The following is a 22,873-nucleotide window of genomic DNA, read 5'->3' as shown; positions in this document are numbered from 1 at the left end:
GGCGCGAGTCTAGGTGCTCAGTGCGGTCTGAGGCGAGAGGTCAGCGCGATCCGTACTCTTCCACCCCGAGCTCGGCAAGGATGCGGTTGAGATCCTGGATGGTCGCGAAATCTATCGTGACCTGGCCTTTTTTTGCACTGAGCGTGATCTTCACGCGCGTGTTCAGGCGGTCGCCCAACGTGGCTGCCACCTCGTCGAGGTGCGCTCGGCGGGCGCCGGCCTGGGGCTTCTTGGTCTTCGGCGAACCGCCACGGCGGAGCTTTGCGGCCTCCTCCGTGGCGCGCACGGAGAGGTCTTCATTGATGACCTTGTCGGCGAGACGCTGGATCTCCTCGGCGTCGTCGAGGGCGAGGAGCGCGCGGGCGTGTCCGGCACTGATGACGCCCGCGGCGACGCGCTGCTGCACGGGAACCGGCAGGCGCAACAGCCGGATGGTGTTCGAGATCTGCGGGCGCGAGCGCCCGATGCGCTCGGCGAGCTGCTCCTGCGTGATGCCGAAGTCCTCGAGCAACTGCTGGTAGGCCGAGGCCTCTTCCAGCGGGTTCAGTTCCGAGCGGTGCAGGTTCTCCAGAAGCGCGTCCCGCAGCAGATCGTCGTCGGAGGTTTCGCGCACGATCGCGGGGATCGTCTCGACCCCGGCGGCTCGGGCGGCGCGAGTGCGGCGCTCCCCCATGATGAGCTCGTAGGCACCCGCCTCGTTGAGGCGGACGACCACAGGCTGGAGCACACCGAACTCGCGCACGCTGTGCGTCAGCTCGGACAGATCAGCCTCGTCGAAGTGCGTGCGCGGCTGACGCGGGTTGGGCACGATCTGATGGGGATCGATGTGCACCAGTCGGATGCCGGGAACAGCCTCCAGCTCCTCCGGCGCCGCCTCGGTCGTCGGTGTCGGTTTTCCCGGGAAGAAGACGTCGACAGGACGCTCCGCCTGATCCGCCGTCGGGATCAGGGCGCCGATCCCCCGCCCGAGTCCGGTGCGCTTCGCCATCAGTTCTCCTTCTTCTGCACTGCTGAGGCTCGCTTCACGAGCTCGACCGCCGCCTCGCGATAGGCGACGGCCCCCACGGATGCCGCTTCGTAGGCGATCACCGTCTGGCCGAAGCTCGGTGCCTCCGACACGCGCACCGAACGAGGGATGACCGTCTCGAGCACCTGCTCGGGGAAGTGCGTGCGCACCTCCTCCGCGACCTGCTGGGCGAGATTCGTGCGACCGTCGTACATGGTCAAGAGGATCGTCGACAGCCGGAGCTCAGGGTTCAGGTGCTTCTGGATCATCTGGATGCTGCCCAGCAGCTGACTGAGGCCCTCGAGCGCGTAGTACTCGCACTGGATCGGGATGAACACCTCGTCCGCCGCGGTGAAGGCGTTGATCGTGAGCAGGCCCAGCGAGGGCGGGCAGTCGATGATGACGTAGTCGAAGGATGTCGTCTTCAGGTAGTCCTTGAGCGCACGGCGCAGACGGTGCTCGCGGGCGACCTGAGCGACCAGCTCGATCTCGGCGCCTGCGAGGTGAATCGTGCTCGGTGCACAGAAGAGATTCTCGGACTCCGGGCTCTGCTGGACGATCTCGGCGAGCGGGAACTCTTCGATCAGCACGTCGTAGACGCTCGGGGTGTCGGCATCGTGCGGAACGCCGAGCGCCGTGGACGCGTTGCCCTGCGGGTCGAGGTCGATCACGAGCACGCGAGCGCCCAGCTGCGCCAGGGCCGCCGCGATGTTCACGGTCGACGTCGTCTTGCCGACGCCGCCCTTCTGATTGGAGACCGTCAGGATCCGGGTGTCACCGGAGAACTCGACGGACACGTCTTCCAGGGCACGGCGCCGAGCCGTCAGCTCGGCCAGTTCGCGCGCGAGCGGAGTGTCCATCTCGGCGACCTCTTTCACTGCTCTCTTCGCGGAGTGTTTCACGTGAAACATCCGCTCCTTCCAGACCGTGTTCCACTCTAATCGCTGGGCCCGACCTTCCCCGCCACGACGGAGCCCGAATCCGGTCGTTGACGACAGTCTCTCCGGGCGCAAGCACGTTTCGACTCCGCGCCTGCGGCGCTCCGCTCAACGACCGGCAAGGCACAGCGCAGCGAGTCGAAACGGGGCAATCACCGGCCGTGATGTTTCACGTAAAACACTCGCCACGTTTCGACTCGTCGCTGCGCTCCTCGCTCAACGACCGGATGTGGCGGTTCCCGGTCGTTGAGCGAGCCGCAGGCGAGTCGAAACGCAGCGCACTCCCGATGTCGGCGGATGCGCCTACCCTCCCTCCATGGCCTACGTCTACATGCTCCGCTGCGCCGACGGCACCCTCTACGTCGGCAGCACCAGGGATCTCGACCTCCGGCCGCCCAGCATCAGGCCGGCGAAGGAAGCGAGTACACGCGCACACGCCTCCCGGTGTACCTGTTCTGGAGCGCACCGTACGCACGCATCGAGGAAGCGTTCGCGTGGGAGAAGCGAATCCAGGGCTGGAGCCACGCCAAGCGTCTGGCGTTCGCCGAGGGTGGTATCGACGCGGTGGTCGGGTGGAGCAAGAAACAGCGGGCCGGCAGCGCCGGCTGAGATCAGGGCATGCTCTGCGTCTCGACTCGCTGCGCTCGCTCAACGACCGGAAGACGCCGCTCCCGAACCCACCGGAGGACACCGCCGCGTTTCGACTCGTCGCTGCGCTCCTCGCTCAACGACCGGGAAGAGACAGGTCCGGTCGTTGAGCGAGGAATCGCGTAGCGATACCGAGTCGAAACGCAGTCAGTTCATCGGAAGAGGCCGCTGCGTTTTGACTCGCCTGCGGCTCGCTCAACGACCGGGGGTCACCGTGGCGCGGACGACGCGCGTCGTCTCCGACAGCACGCCCTCGCCGAGCACCTCGACCCGCACATCGCTGAGGCCGAACTTGCGGATTTGCTTCGCGGCGGCGTCGATCTCCGCCGGTGCGTTCATCCCCTTCAGCAGCGCGAGCTCGCCACCGTCGCGCACGAGAGGCGCAACGAGCGGAATCAGGGTACGCAGCGCGCTGACGGCACGGGCGGTCACCATGTCGAACTTCTCCGGTCGACGCACCTCCTCGGCGCGTGCGCGAAGCACCTCGACGTTGTCGAGACCCAGCGCCGCGACCTGCTCGTTCAGCCAGGTGATGCGCCGCTCCATCGGCTCGATCAACGTCCACCGCACATCCGGGCGCGCGATCGCCAGAACAAGCCCCGGAAGGCCGGCGCCGCTTCCGACGTCCGCGACCGAACCCTGGAACAGGGGTGCCGCGATCACACTGTTGAGGATGTGCCGTGTCCAGAGTCGGGGGAGTTCGAGAGGACCGATGAGTCCACGCTCCTCCCCTCTCTTGCCAGCGCGTCCGCGAACTCGCGGGCCGCACCGATCCGGTCGCCGAAGAGCGTCTCGGCGACGGGTGGTTCCTGTTCCACAGTGCTCATGGCATCCGATGTTTCACGTGAAACATTCAGCGCCGGCGGATGACCGTGTGGCGGTCGACGCCTTCACCATACGACTCCGAGACGAGGCCGCGATCGGCGACGATGTCGTGCACGAGCTTGCGCTCATAGCTGGTCATCGACGGCAGCGACGCCTGCGAAGCACCCTCATCGAGCTTCACCACGGCGGCGTCGACGAGTCGTTCGAGTTGCCGGCGACGCTGGTCACGCGATCCGCCGACGTCGAGGATGAGCCGGGAGAACGCACCCGTCTGACTCTGCACGGCGAGACGGGTCAGCTCCTGCAGCGCTTGCACGGTGTCGGGCGCCGAGAGCGGCGAGAGCCCGTCGCCCTCCGCCTCGACCGAGACATAGGCGCGACCCTGGCGCACGTCGAGATTCAGGTCGCCGTCGAGATCGGCGATGTCGAGGAGGCCCTCGAGGAAGTCGGCGGCGATGTCGCCTTCCTTCTCCAACTGCTCGACGGTCGGCTCTTCACGAGAGGTCACGACGGAATCGGTCATCACTTGCCGCCCTTCTTCTTGGCACGCTTCTTGCCCACCGGCTGCTGACGCTTGGGAGCCTCCCGCTTCGCCTTCTCCGCCTCCTCGAGCAGACGCTGCTGCTCGGCTTCGTAGACGGCCATGGGAACGACCTTGCCGCTCGAGTCGATCGCCTTGCCCTTGCGCGCCAGACGCTCTTCGCGCTGCTTGGCCGCTTCGGATCCGGGCGTGGGCATCTCGCGGATGACGAGGAACTGCTGACCCATCGTCCACAGGTTCGAGGTGAACCAGTACATGACGACACCGAGGGGAAGAACACACCGGAGAAGATGAACGCCAGCGGCAGCACGTACAGCATGATCTTCTGCATCTGGTACGCCTGGCCGGTCTTGGCCTCGGGCGACAGGTTCTTCGAGATGATCTGCAGCTGCGTGATGAACTGCGAGGCGATCATGAGGATGACGAGGATGACGAGGATGATCGTCGTGATCTCCCAGCCCTCCGGCCGCTCCGAGACGGCCTCGGTCAGACGGATGTGCAGCGGGGCGACGCCGAAGAGCTTGGCGTCGTAGAACTGTCGGGTGAGCTCGGCGTTGAGCAGTCCCACGCCACCACGGCCGTGGGTCGCGTTGAAGGAGATGTCCAGCAGGGTGTAGAACAGCGCCAGGAACACCGGCATCTGCACCAGGAGCGGGAGGCAGGACGACACCGGCGTCGTGCCGTGCTTCTTGTACAGCGCCATCGTCTCGCGGCTCATCGCCTCGCGGGAGAGTTGATCCTTCTTGCCGCGGTACTTCTCCTGAACTTTTCGCAGTTCAGGAGCGATTTCCATCATCTTGCGCTGGCTCTTGATCTGCTTGACGAACAGCGGGATCATCGCCGCGCGAACCACCACGACGAGACCGATGATCGAGAGCACCCAGGTTAAGCCGGCGTCGGGCGCGAAGCCGACGGTGGTGAACAGCCAGTGCCACGCGACGAGCACGACCTCGACGAGCCACTTCAGCGGCCAGAGGATGGTCCCGAAGAAGCCGATGATGCCGCCTTGTTCTTCGGCCGAGGCCACGACGCTCGTCACGCCGGTGAGCGAGGAGAGAAAGCCCACGTGTCAGTCCTTTCGCGCGGGTACTACGAACCCTCGGGGTGTGAGGGAGTATCGGAAGTGTGCGTGAGGGCGCACGTCATCGACGCCGCCCGTGGTCCAGGGGTTGCAGCGGAGGATCCGCCACGCGGCCAGCACCGCGCCTTTGACCGCACCGTGCTGTTGCACCGCACCTACAGCGTAGGCGGAACAGGAGGGGTAGTACGCACACACGTCTCCGTACATCGGTGAGATCACCGTGCGATACGCGGCGAGGAATCCCAGTGCGAGGTTGCGGGGCACGAGCGGAACGGCCCGGAGAAGATCCCTCGGTCGGAGCTGGGCGGTTCCGCGCGAGGAGGCGGGGAGCGTCGTCATGACCGTGTGCCCGTCTTCGCCTCGACCCGGGCGAAGGCCCGATCAACATCGGCGGCGAGCTCGGCGAAGGTCGCGCGGGCGGATGCAGGAAGGGCACGGATGACGACATCCGTGCCCTCGGGGACGCTCGGAAGCGCTGCGGCACACACCGCCTTGAGGCGACGACGCACAGTGTTCCGGGTCACAGCCGTACCCACCTGCTTGCTGACGATGAAGCCGAATCGCGGCGGTCGGTGCTCCCCGGTCGTGAGCACCGAGGTGACCACGTGGGGCGCGCCAGAGCGGATGCCGCGGCGAACGACGAGTCGATAGTCGCTGCCGCGCGTCAGACGGTGCCGCCGCGCCAGCACACTACGCCGAAAGCTCGGTGCGGCCCTTCGCACGACGTGCCGAGAGGATGGCACGACCGGCGCGCGTGCGCATACGGGCGCGGAAGCCGTGCTTCTTGGCGCGACGACGGTTGTTGGGCTGGAACGTACGCTTGCTCATGAGATCACTCCGGAAAATCTGCCACCGGGATCACGACGACCGGAGACATAGGGAACTGCCAAGAAAATGGCATAAGTCAACCGATTAAGGGTACGTCCTGCGGGCACGCAAGGCAAACCGGCCGCCTGGCGACTCTGTCATTATGCACAGTCCGCACAGCCGGAGCGCTCCTCGACACGCGTAAGTTGTCCACATCCCCAGTTGCCCAAATGACGCGCAATGACTACCGTTGCAACCACGTTATCCACAGGGGAGCCGGTAACCGCTCCTCCCCTTTTTGCCTCGTCCGGAGCACCATGTCCTCTCCTGCCCAACCCGATGTCCCGATCTGGGCGACAGTGCAGGGGATCCTCGAGAACGACGAGCGCGTCACACCTCAGCTGCAGGGCTTCCTGAGTCTGGCGGTGCCGGCCGGCGTCATGGGATCGACGCTGTACCTGGACGTTCCCAACGACCTGACGGCCGCACAGATCAACAAGCGGCTCCGCATGCCGATCATGGATGCGCTGACCAGCGCCGGCGACGACGTCACCGCCTTCCGTGTCGTCGTCAACCACGACCTGGTCGACAATCACACCGCCCCGATCCAGATCTCCGACTTCACGCCCTCCGAGATCCACGCCGAGCAGCCGGTGGAGGCCCCGACGCCGATCCGCGACGAGTCCCGGCTGAACCCGAAGTACACCTTCGACAACTTCGTGATCGGCCAGTCCAATCGCTTCGCCCACGCCGCCGCGGTCGCGGTCGCCGAGGCACCGGCCAAGGCCTACAACCCGCTGTTCATCTACGGCGACTCGGGGCTCGGCAAGACCCACCTGCTGCACGCGATCGGCGACTACGCGTCGAATCTCTACTCCGGCATCCGGGTCCGCTACGTCTCCAGCGAGGAGTTCACGAACGATTTCATCAACTCGATCGCCAACAACCGCGGTGCCGCCTTCCAGGCCCGTTACCGCGACGTCGACATCCTCCTCATCGACGACATCCAGTTCCTGCAGGGTCGCGCCGAGACGCAGGAGGCGTTCTTCCACACCTTCAACACGCTGCACGACCACAACAAGCAGGTCGTGATCACGAGCGATGTCGCGCCGAAGCACCTCACCGGATTCGAGGATCGGATGCGGAGCCGCTTCGAGTGGGGTCTGATCACCGACGTGCAGGCACCTGATCTGGAGACGCGCATCGCGATCCTCCGGAAGAAAGCGCAGAGCGAGGCTCTTCACATCCCCGACGATGTGCTCGAGTACATCGCCTCGGCCGTCTCCTCGAACATCCGCGAGCTCGAGGGCGCGCTCATCCGCGTCTCGGCATTCGCGAGCCTGAACCGATCGACGCTCGACATCACCCTCGCCCAGACCGTCCTGCGCGACATCATCGACCACACCGACGACAACGTCGTCTCGCCGACCGACATCATCACGGCGACCGCAGCGTACTTCAAGCTCACGGTCGACGACCTGTACGGATCCAGCAGGTCCCAGCAGATCGCGACCGCACGACAGATCGCCATGTACCTGTGCCGTGAGCGCACAAGCCTGTCGCTGCCCAAGATCGGCCAGCTCTTCGGAAACCGCGACCACACCACGGTGATGTACGCGTACCGCAAGATCAGCGACCTCATGCGTGAGCGGCGTTCGATCTACAACCAGGTCACTGAGATCACCACGCAGCTCGGTCGCCGCTGAAATCTTCCGTTGCCTTCTTGACAGCACTCGGCGACCTCCACTAATGCGGCTTTGCACATGTGGATAACTTGTGGATGGAGCTCACGGCCGTGGGGACGATTGTGAGCGGATACCTCTGAGTTGTGGATAACTCCCGCAGAACCCGATCGCCCCGGATCCGCGTCATCCCGCGGTTTCCTCAGGATTTCCACATCTCACAACGATGTAGTTTCCTACTCGCGACTGATATCCACCGACTTATCCACAGTATCCACAGCTGTTAACACCATTAACGAGTCCTTAACCGGAAGAGGGTCGATCGATGACCTCGAAAGCGAACTGGACGTGCGGGTGGCGTGATCGGACGAGGGCACTAGCATGGGAGTCCCTGACTCTGCGCATCCTCTGATGTGCATGAACACGACGACAAAGGGAGCATCCGTGAGGTTCCAGGTCAATCGCGACGTCTTCAGCGAAGCCGTCTCGTTCGTCGTCAAGCTGCTTCCTCAGCGCAATCCCCAGCCGATCCTCGCTGGTGTGCTGATCGAAGCCGGCGCCGACGGACTCACGCTCTCGGCATTCGACTACGAGGCGTCGGCACGGACGACCATCGAAGCGACCGTCGAAGAGGCCGGAACGATCCTCGTGCACGGCCGGCTCCTCTCCGAGATCGCCAGCCGCCTGCCCAACGCGCCGATCGAGATCGCCGTCGCCGAAGACGGCGGCGTCGCCGTCACCTGCGGTTCGGCCCGGTTCACACTCGCGTCGATGCCCGTCGAGGAGTATCCGACGATTCCCGAGGTCTCCGGTCCTTCCGGCGTCGTCCCCGCCGAGGACTTCAGCACGGCGATCTCCCAAGTGGGGTTCGCCGCATCGCGCGATGACGTCACCCCGGTCCTCACCGGTGTGCAGCTCTCGGTATCCGAGAACCAGCTGAGCCTGGTCGCCACCGACCGCTACCGGGTGTCGCTCCGCGACGTCCCGTGGGACGGCGATGCCGCGGAGCAGACAGCGCTGGTCCCCGCACGCACCATCCAGGAGGTCGGCAAGACCTTCGGTCATGTGGGCGAGATCAAGATCACCTTCTCGGGCGAGGGCGATCGTGAGATCGTCGCCTTCACCGCGGGCAACAAGACGGTCACCTCCCTGCTCATCAAGGGCAACTTCCCTCCGGTCCGGCGCCTGTTCCCCGAGCAGACCGATCACTACGCCGTCGTGAACACCGCCGACTTCGTCGAGGCGGTGCGTCGTGTCTCCCTCGTGCTCGACCGCTCGGCGCCGCTGCGGTTCACCTTCAGCACCGACTCCGTGACGATGGATGCCTCCGGCAGCGAGCAGGCGCGCGCATCCGAGTCCGTCGACGCACACCTCTCCGGCGGCGAGGAGGTCACGCTCGGGCTGAACCCGCAGTACCTGACCGAGGCCCTGGGTGCGGTCAAGAGCGAGTTCGTGCGGGTGACGTTCACCTCGAGCGACAACGCGAACAAGCTCAGCCCGGTGCTCGTGACGAGCCAGACCTCGGTCGAGCAGGCCGGCTCCGACTCGTTCAAGTACCTGCTGCAGCCGAACCTGCTCCTGCGCTGACCCTTCTACCCCACCCCTTCCACCAGTTTCTCTACGTGGAGAGGTGTGAGGGATACCCCCGATGTGAGCATCGGGAGGGGCCCCGCTTGCGGGGAGGGACCCTCGGCGAACCTCGGGGTATCCCTCACACCGTGGGCGGTGTCCGTTCCGAAAGGTAAGGTGACTCACGTGATCGTGGAGCACCTGAACCTGGTCGACTTCCGCAATTACGCGACCGCCGATCTCACCCTGCATCCGGGCCCAACGTCCTGGTCGGGCGCAACGGTCAGGGCAAGACCAACCTCGCCGAGGCGATCGTCTTCCTGGCGACGCTGGGCTCGCACCGCGTCTCCGCGGATGCCCCCATGGTGCGCGACGGTCAGGACTTCGCGATCATCCGTGCCCGTCTCGCGCACGGCCGGCGGCAGGTGCTGGTCGAGGTGCAGCTGAACCGGCAGGGCTCGAACAAGGCGCGGATCAACGGCTCCCCTGCGAAGACCGCCGACCTTCCGCGCTACGCGCATGTCGTGCTCTTCGCCCCGAAGATCTGCAGATCGTCCGCGGTGATCCCTCTGCGCGCCGTCGTTTCGCCGATCAGCTCCTCATCCAGCGGATGCCGCGGATGGCCGGAGTGCTCGCCGACTACGATCGGGTGCTCAAGCAGCGCACCACGCTGCTGAAATCGGCGCGGGCGCGCGGCATCCGACCCGACGCGCTCACGACGCTGGACGTGTGGGACGACAAGCTCGTCGCACTCGGATCCGAGATCATCGACATGCGCCGGCGCCTCAGCGACGACCTGAGGGAGCCCCTGCGCGCGGCGTACACGGCCATCGCCGGTGCCGATCATGACCCGGAGCTGGGGTGGGCGCTGTCGGTGCTCGGCGGCGACCCGGAAGAAGGCGTGGAGGCGGATGCCGCCGGCGGCGCCATCGCGACCTCCGAGCAGTTCCGGGCGGCTCTGGCAGACAAGCGCGCGGCCGAGCTCGAACGCGGCCTCACCCTGGTAGGCCCGCATCGCGACGATCTGCTGCTGCGGGTGCGGGGTCTTCCGGTGAAGGGCTATGCCTCGCACGGCGAGTCGTGGTCGATCGCGCTCTCCTTGCGGCTGGCGTCGGCGGAGCTGCTGCGCGCTGAATCTCCCGCGGGCGACCCCGTGCTCATCCTCGACGACGTGTTCGCCGAGCTCGATGCGGATCGTCGGCGCCGCCTCGCCGCGTTGACCGTCGGCTACGAGCAGGTGGTGGTGACCGCGGCGGTGGAGGAGGATATCCCCGAGGCGCTGCATCATCACGTGGTCCGGATCAGCAACGGCACGATCAGCGACGAGCGCACGGCACCGGGCGGGAAGGGGAGACGTGAGTGCGGCATCCGATGCTGCGGCATCCGACATCCCCGAGACCGTCGCGACCTATCTGCGGCTGCGCGGGCTCACGCCGTCTTCCCGGTCGTGGCGGAAGAAGCGGCGGCGCGGCGGCGATGACGACGAGAACGTGCCGTTCGCGCCGGGGCGGGATCCCCTCGGTCTCGGAGCGGCGATCGCCGAGCTGACGCGCAGCGCCGGGTGGGATTCGGTCCTCGCGAAGGAGGAGGTCGTGCTCAAGTGGGCCGATCTCGCCGGAGCGGATGTCGCGCAGCACTCCGAGCCGGTCTCGCTCGAGCGCGGCCTGCTGACGGTACGGTGTGATTCGACGGCATGGGCGAAGAACCTCACCTACATGCGCGCGGTCATCCTCACCGAGATCGGGAAACGGTACCCGGATGCGGGTGTGGAGAACCTCCGTTTCATCGGGCCGGACGTTCCCTCTTGGAAATGGGGGCCCAGAGCCGTTCCAGGGCGGGGTCCTCGCGATACCTACGGTTGATCCACCTACGGCACTACCCCGAGCGTTTTCAGGCCGATACGCGGGCTCACAACCCACTTTCGGCGATGAATAGGGGCTAGACTGGACGCTGACCAACGTGATGTGGAGTATCCCCTCAGATGACGCCTGAAATCCCTGCTGACGAGCCGAATTCCCACAACGGGAAAGCCCCGAATCCGGAGCATCCGCCGTCGAGTACGGGGCCGACGAGATCCAGGTGCTGGAAGGACTCGAGGCGGTCCGCAAGCGTCCTGGCATGTACATCGGCTCGACCGGTCCCCGCGGCCTGCACCACCTGGTGCAGGAGATCGTCGACAACTCGGTCGATGAGGCCATGGCCGGCTACTGCGACACGATCGACGTCACCATCCTCGAAGATGGCGGCATCCGGGTCATCGACAACGGCCGTGGCATCCCGGTCGACCCGCACTCCTCCGACCCGTCGAAGTCGACGGTCGAGGTCGTGCTGACGATCCTGCACGCCGGCGGGAAGTTCGGCGGCGGCGGCTACGCGGTCTCGGGCGGCCTGCACGGCGTGGGTTCCTCGGTCGTGAACGCACTGTCGACGCGATTCGAGGTCGAGATCAAGCGCCAGGGTCATGTCTGGCGGCACTCCTTCGCCGACGGCGGCGTCCCTCAGCAGTCGCTGGAGAAGGGCGAGGAGACCGACGAGACCGGGACGAAGATCACCTTCTGGCCCGACCCGACGATCTTCACCGAGACGGTGGACTTCGACTACGAGACCCTGCGCACCCGTTTCCAGCAGATGGCGTTCCTGAACAAGGGTCTGCGGATCACGCTGAACGACGAGCGGGAGAGCTCGGCGTACGAGGTCGAGCACGAGGGAACCGTCAGCACGAAGCAGCCGGGCGACGAGTTCTACTACGAGCGCGGGCTGGTCGACTACGTCGAGTACCTGAACAAGGTGCGCAAGGCCGAGCCGGTCAACGACGAGATCATCGCCTTCGACGCCGAGGACACGGTCCGCAAGATCTCGGTCGAGATCGCGATGCAGTGGACGACGAGCTACAACGAGAACGTCTTCACCTACGCCAACGTCATCAACACGCATGAGGGCGGCACGCACGAAGAGGGATTCCGCGCGGCGCTGACGACCCTGGTCAACAAGTACGCCCGGTCGAAGAACTATCTGAAGGAGAAGGACGACAACCTCTCCGGCGAAGACGTGCGCGAGGGACTCACCGCCGTCATCTCGGTGAAGCTCTCCGAGCCGCAGTTCGAGGGGCAGACGAAGACCAAGCTCGGCAACACCGAGGCCAAGGCGTTCGTGCAGAAGGTCGTCGGCGACCAGCTCGGCGACTGGTTCGACCGCAGCCCCGATCAGGCCAAGCGCGTGATCACCAAGGCGATCGATGCCGCGACCGCACGTCTGGCCGCCCGCAAGGCCCGCGAGACCGCGCGCCGCAAGAGCGTCTTCGAGTCGGCCGCGATGCCCGACAAGCTCAAGGACTGCACGAGCAAGGATCCCTCGATCAGCGAGATCTTCCTCGTCGAGGGCGACTCGGCCGGCGGCTCGGCGGTGTCGGGACGCGACCCGCACACGCAGGCCATCCTGGCCCTGCGCGGCAAGATCCTCAACGTCGAGCGCGCGCGCATCGACAAGGCCCTGGCCAACAAGGAGGTCCAGGCGATGATCCAGGCCTTCGGCACGGGCATCGGCGAGGAGTTCGACATCGAGAAGGCGCGGTACCACAAGATCGTGCTCATGGCCGATGCCGACGTCGACGGGCAGCACATCACGACGCTCCTGCTGACGCTCCTGTTCCGCTACATGCGCGGACTCATCGAGGCCGGCTTCGTGTACCTCGCGATGCCCCCGCTGTACCGGCTCAAGTGGTCGAACGCCCCGCACGAGTACGTGTACTCGGATGCCGAGCGCGACGCCCTGCTCGCGGACGGCCTCGCGAACGGCAAGCGCATCCCGAAGGACTCGGGCGTGCAGCGCTACAAGGGCCTCGGCGAGATGAACGCCAAGGAGCTGTGGGAGACCACGATGGACCACACGACCCGGACGCTCCGCCAGGTCACGATCGATGATGCGGCCGCGGCGGACGAGATCTTCAGCGTGCTGATGGGAGAGGACGTCGAGTCGCGGCGCGGGTTCATCCAGCGCAACGCCAAGGACGTCCGCTTCCTCGACATCTGACACGCTCGGCGACTGGACACGGAAAGAACGCAATGACTGACGACACCTCGGCAAGCTCGGCATCCGAACGCCCCGACCCGAACGCCGACCACGAGCACGGACGGATCGACCAGGTCGACCTCCAGGCGGAGATGCAGCGCAGCTATCTCGACTATGCGATGGCCGTCATCGTCGGCCGCGCCCTCCCGGATGTGCGCGACGGACTCAAGCCCGTGCACCGCCGGGTGATCTTCGGGATGTACGACGGGGGCTTCCGTCCCGACAAGTCGTTCTCGAAGTGCGCCCGCGTCGTCGGCGAGGTCATGGGTCAGTACCACCCCACGGCGACACCGCGATCTACGACGCCCTCGTGCGTCTGGTGCAGCCGTGGTCGCTGCGGTATCCGCTCGCTCAGGGTCAGGGGAACTTCGGATCCCCGGGCAACATGGGCGCCGCGGCCCCGCGGTACACCGAGACGAAGATGGCGCCGCTCGCCCTCGAGATGGTGCGCGACATCGAAGAGGAGACCGTCGACTTCCAGGACAACTACGACGGTCAGACCCAGGAGCCGACGGTGCTGCCGTCGCGCTTCCCGAACCTCCTGGTCAACGGTTCGGTCGGCATCGCGGTCGGCATGGCGACCAACATCCCGCCGCACAATCTCCGTGAGGTGGCGGATGCCGCGCTCTGGGCGCTCGAGCACCCGGGGCTTGCCCGCGAGGAGCTGCTGGACGGCCTGATCCAGCGCATCCCCGGTCCGGACTTCCCGACCGGTGCGCAGATCCTCGGCAGCAAGGGAATCCACGAGGCGTACCGTACGGGCCGCGGCTCGATCACGATGCGCGCCGTCGTGGAGGTCGAAGAGATCCAGGGCCGCACCTGCCTGGTGATCACCGAGCTGCCGTATCAGGTCAACCCCGACAATCTCGCGGTCAAGATCGGCGACCTCGCCCGTGACGGCAAGATCACCGGCATCGCCGACATCCGCGACGAGTCCAGCGATCGCACCGGTCAGCGCCTCGTCGTCGTGCTCAAGCGCGACGCGGTGGCCAAGGTCGTGCTGAACAACCTCTACAAGCACACCCAGCTGCAGGAGAACTTCGGCGCGAACATGCTCGCGATCGTCGACGGCGTGCCGCGCACGCTCGCGCTCGACGGCTTCATCCTGCACTGGATCGATCACCAGATCGATGTGATCGTGCGGCGGACCGAGTACCGCCTCCGCGAGGCGGAGAAGCGCATGCACATCCAGCGAGGACTCCTCAAGGCCCTCGACGCCCTCGACGAGGTCATCGCCCTGATCCGCCGATCCCCGAGCGCCGACGAAGCGCGCGAAGGACTCAAGAAGCTGCTGGACATCGACGATACGCAGGCCGAGGCGATCCTGCAGATGCAGCTGCGCCGCCTGGCGGCCCTTGAGCGCCAGAAGATCATCGACCTGGCGGCCGACCTGGAACGGCAGATCACGGACTTCAAGGCGATCCTCGCCGATCCGGCCCGCCAGCGCACGATCGTCCGTGATGAGCTCACCGAGATCGTCGACCGCTTCGGCGACGAGCGCCGCACGCACATCCTGCACGGCTTCGACGGCGACATGTCGATGGAAGACCTCATCCCCGAAGAGGAGATGGTCGTCACCGTCACCCGCGAGGGCTACGTCAAGCGCACCCGCAGCGACAACTACCGCTCGCAGCATCGTGGTGGCAAGGGCGTCAAGGGTGCGCAGCTGCGCGCCGACGACGTCGTCGAACACTTCTTCGTCACGACGACCCACCACTGGCTGGCGTTCTTCACCGACAAGGGCCGGGTCTACCGGGCGAAGACCTACGAGATCCCGGAGGCCGGCCGCGACGCCAAGGGCACGCATGTGGCGAACCTCCTCGCGCTGCAGCCCGACGAGTCGATCGCCCAGATCCTCGCGCTGCGCGACTACGAGGCGGCCGAGTACCTGGTCCTGGCTACGCGCGGCGGGCTCGTGAAGAAGTCCCGGCTGTCCGACTACGACACCAACCGCCAGGGCGGCGTCATCGCGATCCGACTCCGCGAGGACGACGAGGTGGTCAGCGCGATGATCGTCGACAGCACCGACGACATCCTGCTCATCAGCCGCCGCGGCATGTCGCTGCGCTTCCACGCGACCGACGAGGCGCTGCGCCCGATGGGCCGCGCCACCGAGGGCGTCAAGGGAATGAGCTTCCGCGGCGACGACAGTCTGCTGTCGGCATCCGTCGCCGGCTCGGACGGCTACGTGTTCGTCGTCACCGACGGCGGCTTCGCCAAGCGCACTTCGGTCGACGAGTACCGGGTGCAGGGACGCGGCGGGCTCGGCATCAAGGTCGCCAAACTCAGCGGCGAACGCGGCGAACTCGCCGGCGGTCTGATCGTCGCCGAGGACGACGAGGTCTTGGTGGTTCTTGCCAGCGGCAAGGTGGTACGCTCTGCCGTGGCCGAGGTCCCGGCGAAGGGTCGTGACACGATGGGCGTCGTGTTCGCACGCACCGGAGATGACGACCGGATCCTGGCCATCGCTCGCAACGGAGAGCGCGGTCTCGAAGACGAAGCGCCCGGGAGCGAAGACCCCGAGAACTCTGAGGAAAGCCTGAACACATGAGCACGGTAGCCGACAAGCTGGCCAAGAAGTCCACCCGCAAGACCGGCGGCAAGCAGGTTCGTCTGCGCCTGGTCTACATCGACTTCTGGTCGGCGGTGAAGCTGTCGTTCCTCGCGGCCGTCGCCCTCGCGATCGTCACGATGGTGTCGTTCTTCCTCATCCAGCTCGTGCTGTCGACGACGGGCCTCATCACCCGCGCCGACGAGTTCGTCGCGATGCTCACCGACAACTCGATCTCGGTGGCCAGCATGATGGGCCTGCCGCAGGTCATGGCCTTCGCCGCGGTCGTCGCGATCCTCAACCTCATCGTGGTCACCGTGCTCGGCGCGGTCGTCGCGGGGGTCTACAACATGGCGGTCAAGGTCACCGGCGGGCTGCTCGTCGGCTTCATGTCGAACTGATCCTTTCGGGGTCCGGGCTCCGGGAGGCATGCGCCGAAAGCTTAGGCGGGTTCCTTCCCGCGCTGCGCGCGGGCCCCTCCCGAGGCGCTTTCGGCGCATGCCTCCCTCCGCCCGGCGTTGCCGAGCTGCGCGCGGATCGGGGAGTATGAGGTAGTCACCCGATCGCGCCAGCCGCCCTCCGGTCGTTGAGCGAGGCCGCGCAGCGACCGAGTCGAAACGCAGCACGAGGCCGGCATGGACGAGGTAGGTCCTCAGCCCTCGATCGCGCCGACGCCACCCTCCGGTCGTTGAGCGAGGACGCCGCAGGCGACCGAGCGGTGTACTGAGCAAGCGCAGCGCGTCGAAGTGACGAAACGCGGCGAGATTCCGGAAACCGCTGACGCTCAGCCGGCGATGGCCTCCGCGATCGGGGTCGCGCCGTTGCCGAACTCGATCGTGCGGTGCAGCGTCCTCGGCTCCACCAGCGTTGCCGCGATGACGGATGCGACATCCGCCCGCGACACGCGACCCTCACCGGGGTCGGCGACCTCGATGAGGCCGGTCGGCTCGTCGAGGGTGAGGGGCCCTGGCGCGAGGATCGTCCAGTCGAGATCAGTAGCCCGCAGGTACTCATCGGCGGCCGCCTTCGCCTCGGCGTAGGGGAAGAAGAAGTGGTCCTCGGGGAGCCCGTGGTCGAGGCGGGACCCGAGGTAGGAGACCATCACGTAGCGGCGCACCCCGGCATCCGATGCGGCATCGATCGAGCGGATCGCCGCATCCCGGTCGACGGCGTAGGTGCGCGGAGGGTTTCCGCCGCCCGCGCCCGCAGACCACACGACCACGTCGTGCCCGCGGAGGATCTCTGCGATCCCGGCGGTATCGAGCCGCTCGACGTCGGCGACGAGAGGGGTCGCCCCGATCGCCGCGATGTCCGCCGCGTGGTCGGCATTGCGGATGACCCCGGTCACCTCGTCGCCTCGCGCCGTCAGCTGAGGTGCCAGCCGCAGCGCCACCTTGCCGTGCGCACCGATGATGAGTACCTTCGCCATGTCGTCTCCTCTTCTGGATGGCTCGCCGTTCCGTCGCCGGCCAGCGTAGCGGCTGTGGATGACCCCCGGCCCGATTAGGGAAAACCCGAACGCAGGTCTCCGGATGCCAGGGTGTCGCCGGAAGGGGCACGCACCTAGCGTGGAAGCATGACAACTCAGACCTCACCCGCGGCGCCGGCGGTCAAGCCACCGCTGCGGCTGTTCCTGACCGTGGTGCACCTGGCCGCCCTGGGCGTGATCGGCAGCGCGGTCCTCTCCGTGCTCGGCAGCCTGCTCGGGGCGGGTCTCGGTACCATCCTGATCCTCGGGATCGGCGCGGTGATCCTCGTCGGTCTCGTGTACGCGCTCTTCGGCGTCGCCTGGTTCGAGGTCGCCCGCGTCGACAGCCTCTACGGCTTCGGCCTGGCTCCGCTGCGCTGGCGTCGGCAGGAGAGGCCGGGCTTCGGCGGATATCTGCGGATGCTCGGCCGCCAGTCGATCGACGGCGGCATGTGGCGCGCGCTGGCCAACTTCACCCTCGCGACGATCGCGGGCGTCATCGTGCTGCGCCTGGTCGCCACCTTCGTCGCCTCCGTCTTCTACGCGTTCAGCCCGCTCGCAGACGCAGCGGCCTCCGGTCCCTTCGGGCTGAACATCCCTGCCGGCTGGGTCCCGGTGGTCGGCGTGCTCGGTGCCGCCGCCTCGGCCGCGGTGATCTTCGGCCTCGTCACGCTGCACTGGGCGCTCAGTCAGGCGATCGTCGCCGAGCCGCATCGGCGGACCGAGCTGACGCAACGGGCCGAGGTGGCTACGCAGCAGCGCGCCGGCGCCGTGCGTGCCGCCGACGTCGAGCGCACGCGCATCGAGCGCGACCTGCACGACGGCGTCCAGCCACGACTCGTCTCGGTCGGGATGACGCTGGGCCTGGCCCAGCAGAAGATCGACGACGATCCGGATACCGCGAAGGATCTCATCGCCGAAGCGCACACCTCCACGAAGGCGGCCATCACCGAGCTGCGGCAGCTCGCCCGCGGCATCCACGCCTCGGTGCTCGACGACCGCGGTCTCGACGCCGCGCTGTCGGCACTCGCCGGCCGCTCGCACATCCCGTGCATCTGGACGTGCGCATGGACCCGAGACCGGCGGGTGCGTGCCGTGATGCCGAGGCCGCCGTGTACTTCGCGATCGCCGAGTCGCTGACCAACGCCGCGAAGCACTCGCGGGCCAGTGAGTGCCGGGTCGTCGTCCGCAGCCGCCCCGATGGGACCATCTGGGCGCGGGTCGAAGACAACGGCGTGGGCGGCGCGCAGGTGCTGCCGGGCGGAGGCCTGGATGGGATCATGAATCGCATCCTCGCCGCCGGCGGGACCTCTCGCCTCGAGAGCCCGGCGGGCGGACCGACGTCTCTGGAGGTGAGCGTGCCATGCGCATCCTGATCTGCGAGGACTCCGTCCTCCTCCGCGAGGGGCTCGTGCGTCTGCTGAACGACGCCGGTCATGACGTGGTCGCCGCGCTGCCGGATGCGGCGGAGCTGTTCGAGTCGGTCGACGCCGAGAAGCCGGACCTCTGCATCCTCGACGTGCGGCTCCCGCCGACGTTCACCGACGAGGGCATCCGCGCCGCGGTCACGCTGCGGGGCCGGCATCCGGAGCTCCCGCTCCTCGTGCTCTCGCAGTATGTCGAGGAGCGCTACGCGTCGGACCTCATCGCCGCGCAGGGCGGGGCGCTCGGGTACCTGCTGAAGGACCGGGTCGCCGATGTCGCCGAGTTCGTGGCATCCGTCGAGCAGATCGCCGGCGGCGCGACCGTCCTTGACCCCGAGGTCGTCGCCCAGCTGCTCACGCGGCGTCATCGGGATGATCGGATGCAGCGACTCACCGATCGCGAGCGCACTGTCCTCGCGCTCATCGCCGAGGGGAAGTCGAACCAGGCGATCGCCTCGATCCTCTTCGTCTCGGAGGCGAGTGTGGAGAAGCACATCACCTCCCTCTTCCAGAAACTGGGCCTCGAGCCCGACGAGCACGGCAACCGCCGCGTCCTCGCGGCCCTCGCCCACATCGAGATCACCGGCCAGGCGCCGCAGACAGGAGCTTCCTCATGAACACCACCCCTCTCACGCCTCCCCCGCCGAGGTCCCTCCGCAGGCCCCGCGCCGCAGACTCCCGCACCCCGGGCCCGCGCATCGTGGATCACCCCGGTGATCGCGATCGTCGGATCGTTCGCGCTGCTGTTCGCGATCGCGACGGCGGTGTTCGTCGGCATCCGGACGCTCGGCACGGGCGACAGCACGCAGAGCGAGACGATGAACGGCGTGACCGCGCTCGACATCGAGTCGTCGGGGGCGCAGTTCACGCTCACCTACGGGAACGTCGACGAGGCGGTGCTCAGCGTGCGGGCGGCCGCGAGTGGAGGCTGCACCGTGCCGGTTCGACGCTCGAGGTGCGACCCCCGGTGCGCTGGTTCGGCTGGTGGCTCGACAACGAGGAGCGTGTGACCCTGACACTGCCGACCGCGTACCAGACCGCCGGCCTCGACGCGGCGCTGGAGTTGTCGGCGGGCCGGCTCGTGGCCGAGGGCGACTTCGGGCGGCTGGACGTCGAGGTCAACGCGGGCCGCGCGGATGTGACCGGCTCGGCGACACGCGCCGATGTCCTGGTCAACGCCGGCCGCGCGGATGTGACCCTTCGCGATGTCGCCCAGGCACGCTTCGACATCAACGCGGGCCGGGTCGAAGCCGACCTCACCGGATCGGCGCCCGACGACGTGACGATCGACGTGAGCGCGGGCGAACTCGTCCTCGCCGTGCCGAACAGTGTCTACGACGTCAGGTCGAATGTGAGCGCGGGCAGCTTCGACAACCGCCTCGACACGGCGTCGACTTCCTCGCGGACGATCGACGTGCAGGTGTCGGCCGGCAGCGCGACGCTGCGCCCAGGGAACTGACAGCGGCTCGATTCGGAAAATCGGTCATCCTCCGGTAAAGTCTTGGAGGTTGACGGGGCTATAGCTCAGGCGGTTAGAGCGCTTCACTGATAATGAAGAGGTCCCAGGTTCAAGTCCTGGTAGCCCCACGTTCCTCCCCGGAGGCGCATCCCGTTCGGGCCTTAGCTCAGTTGGTAGAGCGCCTGCTTTGCAAGCAGGATGTCAGGAGTTCGAATCTCCTAGGCTCCACAAATTTCCCCGGTCAGACGCTGAATCTGACCGGGATTTCTCTTTTCCGGATCCTTGGCTCCTTCAGTGATCGTGAAATCTGCTCGTTCCTCATATTTTTCACGGTAAGTTGGCCGGGGAGGCCCAGTGTGATCAACCGGACGACGCGGGATCGCATCGATGTGCTCGTGGCCGAGTTCCGTCGCATCGCGGAGCGATACCCGGAAGCACTCGAGCAGATCTCCCTCGCGGAGCTGGCCGAGAGCGTGCAGCAGTCGAATGCGATCGAGAACTCGACCCTCACCCTCGATGACACCGAGAGGATTCTCGCCGGGCGTTTGCCGACAGGCGGCCACGAACTGCGCGAAGTGTATGAGGCGAGAAATCTTGCCGCAGTCACCGCCGATGTGCTGGCTACGACGGAAGAGATCTCGACGGATCTCATTCTGCACTGGCACGGGATGCTGTTCTCCGGCATCCGCGACGACGTTGCAGGGCGGTTCCGCCGCGCCGGGGAGTGGGTTCGGGTAGGAGGGCACCTCGGCGCCAATCCGGCGTTCGTGTCGGGTCTCGTCTCGGACGCGCTATCGCGCTATCGCGAAGACACCTCAATGCTCGAGCTTGATCGCATCGCTTGGTTCCACTGCGAGTTCGAGGTCGTCCATCCCTTCGTCGACGGCAACGGCCGCGTCGGACGCGTCTTGATCAACAAGCAGCTGCAGGATCTCGGACTCCCGCCCGTGATCGTCCGTGCGAAGAATCGCGAGGCCGACTACTACTCGCTCCTCGACGGGTACGCGAAGACGAACTCCCACGACGGGATGACCCGGCTCCTCGCCCTCCTGTTGCTCGAATCCCTGCACAAGCGCATCGCGTTGATCACCAGCCGCCGAGTGATCCCGCTGTCCGACTGGGCGAGAGAGGCAGGAACTCGCGGCAGCATCGCGGCGAACAAGGCGAAGCGCCAGACCGTCCCCGCCTTCCGGATGCGAGGACGCTGGATGATCGCCGCGGAGCATTGACCCCCGGATCGCCGTGGCGCGCTCACGGTGGGGCCGGGCTTGGGCGCGGTTGCGCGGCTGTGACGGAGGAAGGGCCTTGTCCCCTCCTCCGCCGACTACCCCTGCGGGTGAGCCCGGTGCCTCGAATCGCGGACCCGGAGTCGGGAGATGAGCGGCATGGTCAGGAAGGTCTACGCACAACTGCCTCGATTCGATGCGGAGCAGCAGCTCGTCGACCACGTCGTGGACGAACTCAGTGACGTGTTCGAGTTCCATCGAGAGTGCTGGGGCACGCATTGCTCCGGTCGTCGGATGCGGATCGACGCCATCGCGACTCCGCGTGATGCCTCGGGCTGGAAGGACCCCCACCCCGTCTTCGGGCTGGAGTTCAAACTCGCCGGGGCACGTGACTTCCAGGACACCAGGGACTTCACGGCATGGGCGGCGCAGACGGTCGACTACACGCATGTCCGCTGGGAGGGATTCGGGAACCTCCGGATCTTCGCCTGCCCCTCCCCGGTCCGCTACTTCTCCGACGAGCACCATGCGGATCCGCTGCGGGATCCCGGTTTCCTCATGTCGAGGTTCCTCTGGCAGCTCGGCGTCGGCGAGCTGGCGCCGCTCGAAGGGAGGGATGGACCCTGCTGGGGCAAGGCGACCATGTTCTCTGGTCGCAGCGACGAGGTGTCTACGAAGCGGCCCGATGGAGCCTTTCGCCGCACCGGGGCAGCAGATAGTGAGTGGCTCGCGTCCCTGGACAGCGGTCGCGTCTAATCCTGCGCGAGCCGGAGAGCCTTCTCCGTGAAATAGCCCACCTCGCCGTCCGCAGCCTCGATCCCGATGACGAACTTGCCCGAGGCAGTGGCCCGGACATCCACGACGATGCCGGATCCGCGCGTGGTGGTGACCTGGGCTCCGGGGTGAAGATGGTTTCGCTCATATGCCGAGTATGCGGGCGTCGGGCAGCGCTCCGCCTCCCCCGTGAGACGGATATCCCACTCATCTTCCTACGCCACGGCGGCGCGCTCGCGATGCCGCCGGACCGCGGCCCGGTTCGCGCAGCGCACCGAGCAGTACCGCTGGCGGCCGTTGCGGGTGACGTCGACGACGACCGCCGTGCAGGGGTCGCCCGGTGTCGCGCCGGCGGCGCAGCGGGCCAGCCGCTGCATCCCGCGCGTCGTGAGATGCAAGGCCGTGCCGACGCTGATCACCGCGGAGAGGACGTGCGGCAGCGAGGTGGCGTCGTCGTCGCGGTAGTGCAGATGCCACCCCTCCTCGTCGTGGTCGGTGAGCCGCGGGTACGCTGTCGCCGCGGCCATGTGCAGATTCAGCAGGCGGGCGCGATCCCGCGCGTCCGCGGCATCCACCACCGTCAGCCACTCGTCGATGACCTCGCGCACGCGACGATGGTCGTCTTCTGCTTCGGGGAACTCGACCGTCATCCCGAACTTCCGCGCCCTCGCGACGATCCCGGCGCGATCGGCCGGCCACTCGTGGGCGAGAGAGGCGGCGAGCAGGACCGCATACTCTCCGTAAGGGTTGAGATGCATAAGACCATTACAGCACCGTGGGAGCATGACGACTCCCACCCGCGAAAT

At 66.8% G+C, this 22,873-nt stretch carries 19 protein-coding genes, 2 tRNA genes and 5 pseudogenes; 16 read left to right on the top strand and 10 right to left on the bottom strand.

What is annotated here, in order from left to right; translation table 11 throughout:
• Positions 1 to 40: 40 nt before the first annotated feature.
• Both KAE78_RS06225 and KAE78_RS06220 read right to left on the bottom strand, forming a co-directional pair.
• Positions 41 to 988, bottom strand: a complete 948-nt coding sequence (locus KAE78_RS06225) for a ParB/RepB/Spo0J family partition protein (RefSeq protein ID WP_223172181.1) — start codon at positions 986 to 988, stop codon at positions 41 to 43.
• Complete coding sequence (locus KAE78_RS06220) at positions 988 to 1,866, bottom strand: ParA family protein (RefSeq protein ID WP_223172180.1); 879 nt, start codon at positions 1,864 to 1,866, stop codon at positions 988 to 990. The genes KAE78_RS06225 and KAE78_RS06220 overlap by 1 nt, the downstream gene beginning before the upstream one ends.
• 522 nt (positions 1,867 to 2,388) lie before the next feature.
• Between KAE78_RS06220 and KAE78_RS06215 the strand changes: the two genes are divergently transcribed.
• A complete protein-coding gene (locus KAE78_RS06215; RefSeq protein ID WP_223172179.1) occupies positions 2,389 to 2,553 on the top strand; it encodes a hypothetical protein in 165 nt (54 codons plus the stop codon).
• Positions 2,554 to 2,787: 234 nt separating this feature from the next.
• Here KAE78_RS06215 and rsmG read toward each other — a convergent pair.
• The 6 genes and pseudogenes from rsmG to rpmH form a co-directional block, all read right to left on the bottom strand.
• Positions 2,788 to 3,419: pseudogene (gene rsmG, locus KAE78_RS06210) on the bottom strand (16S rRNA (guanine(527)-N(7))-methyltransferase RsmG).
• A gap of 26 nt (positions 3,420 to 3,445) precedes the next feature.
• Positions 3,446 to 3,940, bottom strand: coding sequence for a protein jag (locus KAE78_RS06205; protein ID WP_223172178.1), 495 nt, complete (start codon positions 3,938 to 3,940; stop codon positions 3,446 to 3,448).
• Positions 3,940 to 4,955: pseudogene (gene yidC / locus KAE78_RS06200) on the bottom strand (membrane protein insertase YidC). Before yidC ends, KAE78_RS06205 begins: the two are co-directional and overlap by 1 nt.
• Positions 4,956 to 5,027: 72 nt before the next feature.
• Entirely contained in the window at positions 5,028 to 5,378 is a 351-nt protein-coding gene (gene yidD, locus KAE78_RS06195) for a membrane protein insertion efficiency factor YidD (protein ID WP_223172177.1), read from the bottom strand.
• Positions 5,375 to 5,728, bottom strand: coding sequence for a ribonuclease P protein component (gene rnpA, locus KAE78_RS06190; RefSeq protein ID WP_223172176.1), 354 nt, complete (start codon positions 5,726 to 5,728; stop codon positions 5,375 to 5,377). Before rnpA ends, yidD begins: the two co-directional genes overlap by 4 nt.
• 1 nt (position 5,729) lies before the next feature.
• Entirely contained in the window at positions 5,730 to 5,867 is a 138-nt protein-coding gene (gene rpmH / locus KAE78_RS06185; protein WP_022879826.1) for a 50S ribosomal protein L34, read from the bottom strand.
• 209 nt (positions 5,868 to 6,076) lie between these two features.
• Here rpmH and dnaA point away from each other — a divergent pair, with 209 nt between their 5' ends.
• The 7 genes and pseudogenes from dnaA to KAE78_RS06150 all read left to right on the top strand — a co-directional run bounded on the left by dnaA (position 6,077) and on the right by KAE78_RS06150 (position 16,117).
• Positions 6,077 to 7,552, top strand: a complete 1,476-nt coding sequence (gene dnaA, locus KAE78_RS06180) for a chromosomal replication initiator protein DnaA (RefSeq protein WP_411155998.1) — start codon at positions 6,077 to 6,079, stop codon at positions 7,550 to 7,552.
• 420 nt (positions 7,553 to 7,972) lie between these two features.
• Positions 7,973 to 9,115 (top strand): DNA polymerase III subunit beta, encoded by a 1,143-nt coding sequence (gene dnaN, locus KAE78_RS06175; protein WP_223172422.1) that lies wholly within the window; start codon positions 7,973 to 7,975, stop codon positions 9,113 to 9,115.
• Positions 9,116 to 9,283: 168 nt separating this feature from the next.
• Positions 9,284 to 10,430 (top strand): annotated as a pseudogene (gene recF / locus KAE78_RS06170) (DNA replication/repair protein RecF); the annotation flags it as partial.
• 22 nt (positions 10,431 to 10,452) lie between these two features.
• On the top strand, positions 10,453 to 10,959 hold the full coding sequence (locus KAE78_RS06165; RefSeq protein WP_411155997.1) for a DUF721 domain-containing protein: 507 nt from the start codon (positions 10,453 to 10,455) through the stop codon (positions 10,957 to 10,959).
• 217 nt (positions 10,960 to 11,176) lie between these two features.
• On the top strand, positions 11,177 to 13,126 hold the full coding sequence (gene gyrB, locus KAE78_RS06160; RefSeq protein WP_317451883.1) for a DNA topoisomerase (ATP-hydrolyzing) subunit B: 1,950 nt from the start codon (positions 11,177 to 11,179) through the stop codon (positions 13,124 to 13,126).
• 32 nt (positions 13,127 to 13,158) lie between these two features.
• Positions 13,159 to 15,716 (top strand): annotated as a pseudogene (gene gyrA / locus KAE78_RS06155) (DNA gyrase subunit A).
• Positions 15,713 to 16,117 carry a DUF3566 domain-containing protein gene (locus tag KAE78_RS06150; protein WP_223172174.1) on the top strand — a complete coding sequence of 135 codons (405 nt, stop codon included), beginning with the start codon at positions 15,713 to 15,715 and terminating at the stop codon, positions 16,115 to 16,117. Before gyrA ends, KAE78_RS06150 begins: the two are co-directional and overlap by 4 nt.
• A gap of 383 nt (positions 16,118 to 16,500) precedes the next feature.
• Here KAE78_RS06150 and KAE78_RS06145 read toward each other — a convergent pair whose 3' ends face one another.
• On the bottom strand, positions 16,501 to 17,145 hold the full coding sequence (locus tag KAE78_RS06145; protein WP_223172173.1) for an SDR family oxidoreductase: 645 nt from the start codon (positions 17,143 to 17,145) through the stop codon (positions 16,501 to 16,503).
• Between the two features lie 147 nt (positions 17,146 to 17,292).
• On the opposite strand from KAE78_RS06145, the pseudogene KAE78_RS06140 reads away from it, so the two are divergent.
• The 8 genes and pseudogenes from KAE78_RS06140 (at position 17,293) to KAE78_RS06105 (ending at position 22,049) form a co-directional block, all read left to right on the top strand.
• Positions 17,293 to 18,560 (top strand): annotated as a pseudogene (locus KAE78_RS06140) (sensor histidine kinase).
• On the top strand, positions 18,548 to 19,225 hold the full coding sequence (locus KAE78_RS06135) for a response regulator (RefSeq protein ID WP_223172172.1): 678 nt from the start codon (positions 18,548 to 18,550) through the stop codon (positions 19,223 to 19,225). The pseudogene KAE78_RS06140 and the gene KAE78_RS06135 overlap by 13 nt, the downstream one beginning before the upstream one ends.
• Positions 19,226 to 19,321: 96 nt before the next feature.
• The gene (locus KAE78_RS06130; protein ID WP_223172171.1) at positions 19,322 to 19,618 is read left to right on the top strand and encodes a hypothetical protein; all 297 of its coding nucleotides are present in this window, start codon (positions 19,322 to 19,324) and stop codon (positions 19,616 to 19,618) included.
• Positions 19,615 to 20,067 carry a hypothetical protein gene (locus KAE78_RS06125; RefSeq protein WP_223172170.1) on the top strand — a complete coding sequence of 151 codons (453 nt, stop codon included), beginning with the start codon at positions 19,615 to 19,617 and terminating at the stop codon, positions 20,065 to 20,067. The genes KAE78_RS06130 and KAE78_RS06125 overlap by 4 nt, the downstream gene beginning before the upstream one ends.
• A 54-nt stretch (positions 20,068 to 20,121) precedes the next feature.
• Positions 20,122 to 20,195: transfer RNA gene (locus KAE78_RS06120), tRNA-Ile, on the top strand.
• A 28-nt stretch (positions 20,196 to 20,223) separates the two neighbouring features.
• A tRNA-Ala gene (locus tag KAE78_RS06115) sits at positions 20,224 to 20,295 on the top strand.
• A gap of 128 nt (positions 20,296 to 20,423) precedes the next feature.
• Positions 20,424 to 21,296: a Fic family protein gene (locus KAE78_RS06110; RefSeq protein ID WP_223172169.1), complete on the top strand. Its 873-nt coding sequence runs from the start codon at positions 20,424 to 20,426 to the stop codon at positions 21,294 to 21,296.
• 156 nt (positions 21,297 to 21,452) lie between these two features.
• The gene (locus tag KAE78_RS06105; protein WP_223172168.1) at positions 21,453 to 22,049 is read left to right on the top strand and encodes a hypothetical protein; all 597 of its coding nucleotides are present in this window, start codon (positions 21,453 to 21,455) and stop codon (positions 22,047 to 22,049) included.
• A 233-nt stretch (positions 22,050 to 22,282) separates the two neighbouring features.
• On the opposite strand, the gene KAE78_RS06100 is transcribed toward KAE78_RS06105, so the two are convergent.
• Positions 22,283 to 22,825 (bottom strand): CGNR zinc finger domain-containing protein, encoded by a 543-nt coding sequence (locus KAE78_RS06100; RefSeq protein ID WP_223172167.1) that lies wholly within the window; start codon positions 22,823 to 22,825, stop codon positions 22,283 to 22,285.
• Positions 22,826 to 22,873 lie beyond the last annotated feature (48 nt).

The sequence above is a fragment of the Microbacterium sp. NIBRBAC000506063 genome, assembly GCF_017968845.1.
Taxonomy (GTDB): domain Bacteria; phylum Actinomycetota; class Actinomycetes; order Actinomycetales; family Microbacteriaceae; genus Microbacterium.
This window is presented reverse-complemented; position numbering and strand designations above follow the sequence as displayed.

Excerpts from the sequence above, each read along its gene's own strand:
- KAE78_RS06225 (WP_223172181.1), bottom strand. The coding sequence starts at position 988 with ATGGCGAAGCGCACCGGACTCGGGCGGGGGATCGGCGCCCTGATCCCG.
- dnaA (WP_411155998.1), top strand. The coding sequence starts at position 6,077 with ATGACGCGCAATGACTACCGTTGCAACCACGTTATCCACAGGGGAGCC.
- KAE78_RS06135 (WP_223172172.1), top strand. The coding sequence starts at position 18,548 with ATGCGCATCCTGATCTGCGAGGACTCCGTCCTCCTCCGCGAGGGGCTC.
- KAE78_RS06105 (WP_223172168.1), top strand. The coding sequence starts at position 21,453 with ATGGTCAGGAAGGTCTACGCACAACTGCCTCGATTCGATGCGGAGCAG.
- KAE78_RS06150 (WP_223172174.1), top strand. The coding sequence starts at position 15,713 with ATGAGCACGGTAGCCGACAAGCTGGCCAAGAAGTCCACCCGCAAGACC.
- KAE78_RS06100 (WP_223172167.1), bottom strand. The coding sequence starts at position 22,825 with ATGCATCTCAACCCTTACGGAGAGTATGCGGTCCTGCTCGCCGCCTCT.
- KAE78_RS06220 (WP_223172180.1), bottom strand. The coding sequence starts at position 1,866 with ATGGACACTCCGCTCGCGCGCGAACTGGCCGAGCTGACGGCTCGGCGC.
- rpmH (WP_022879826.1), bottom strand. The coding sequence starts at position 5,867 with ATGAGCAAGCGTACGTTCCAGCCCAACAACCGTCGTCGCGCCAAGAAG.
- KAE78_RS06145 (WP_223172173.1), bottom strand. The coding sequence starts at position 17,145 with ATGGCGAAGGTACTCATCATCGGTGCGCACGGCAAGGTGGCGCTGCGG.
- KAE78_RS06205 (WP_223172178.1), bottom strand. The coding sequence starts at position 3,940 with ATGACCGATTCCGTCGTGACCTCTCGTGAAGAGCCGACCGTCGAGCAG.
- yidD (WP_223172177.1), bottom strand. The coding sequence starts at position 5,378 with ATGACGACGCTCCCCGCCTCCTCGCGCGGAACCGCCCAGCTCCGACCG.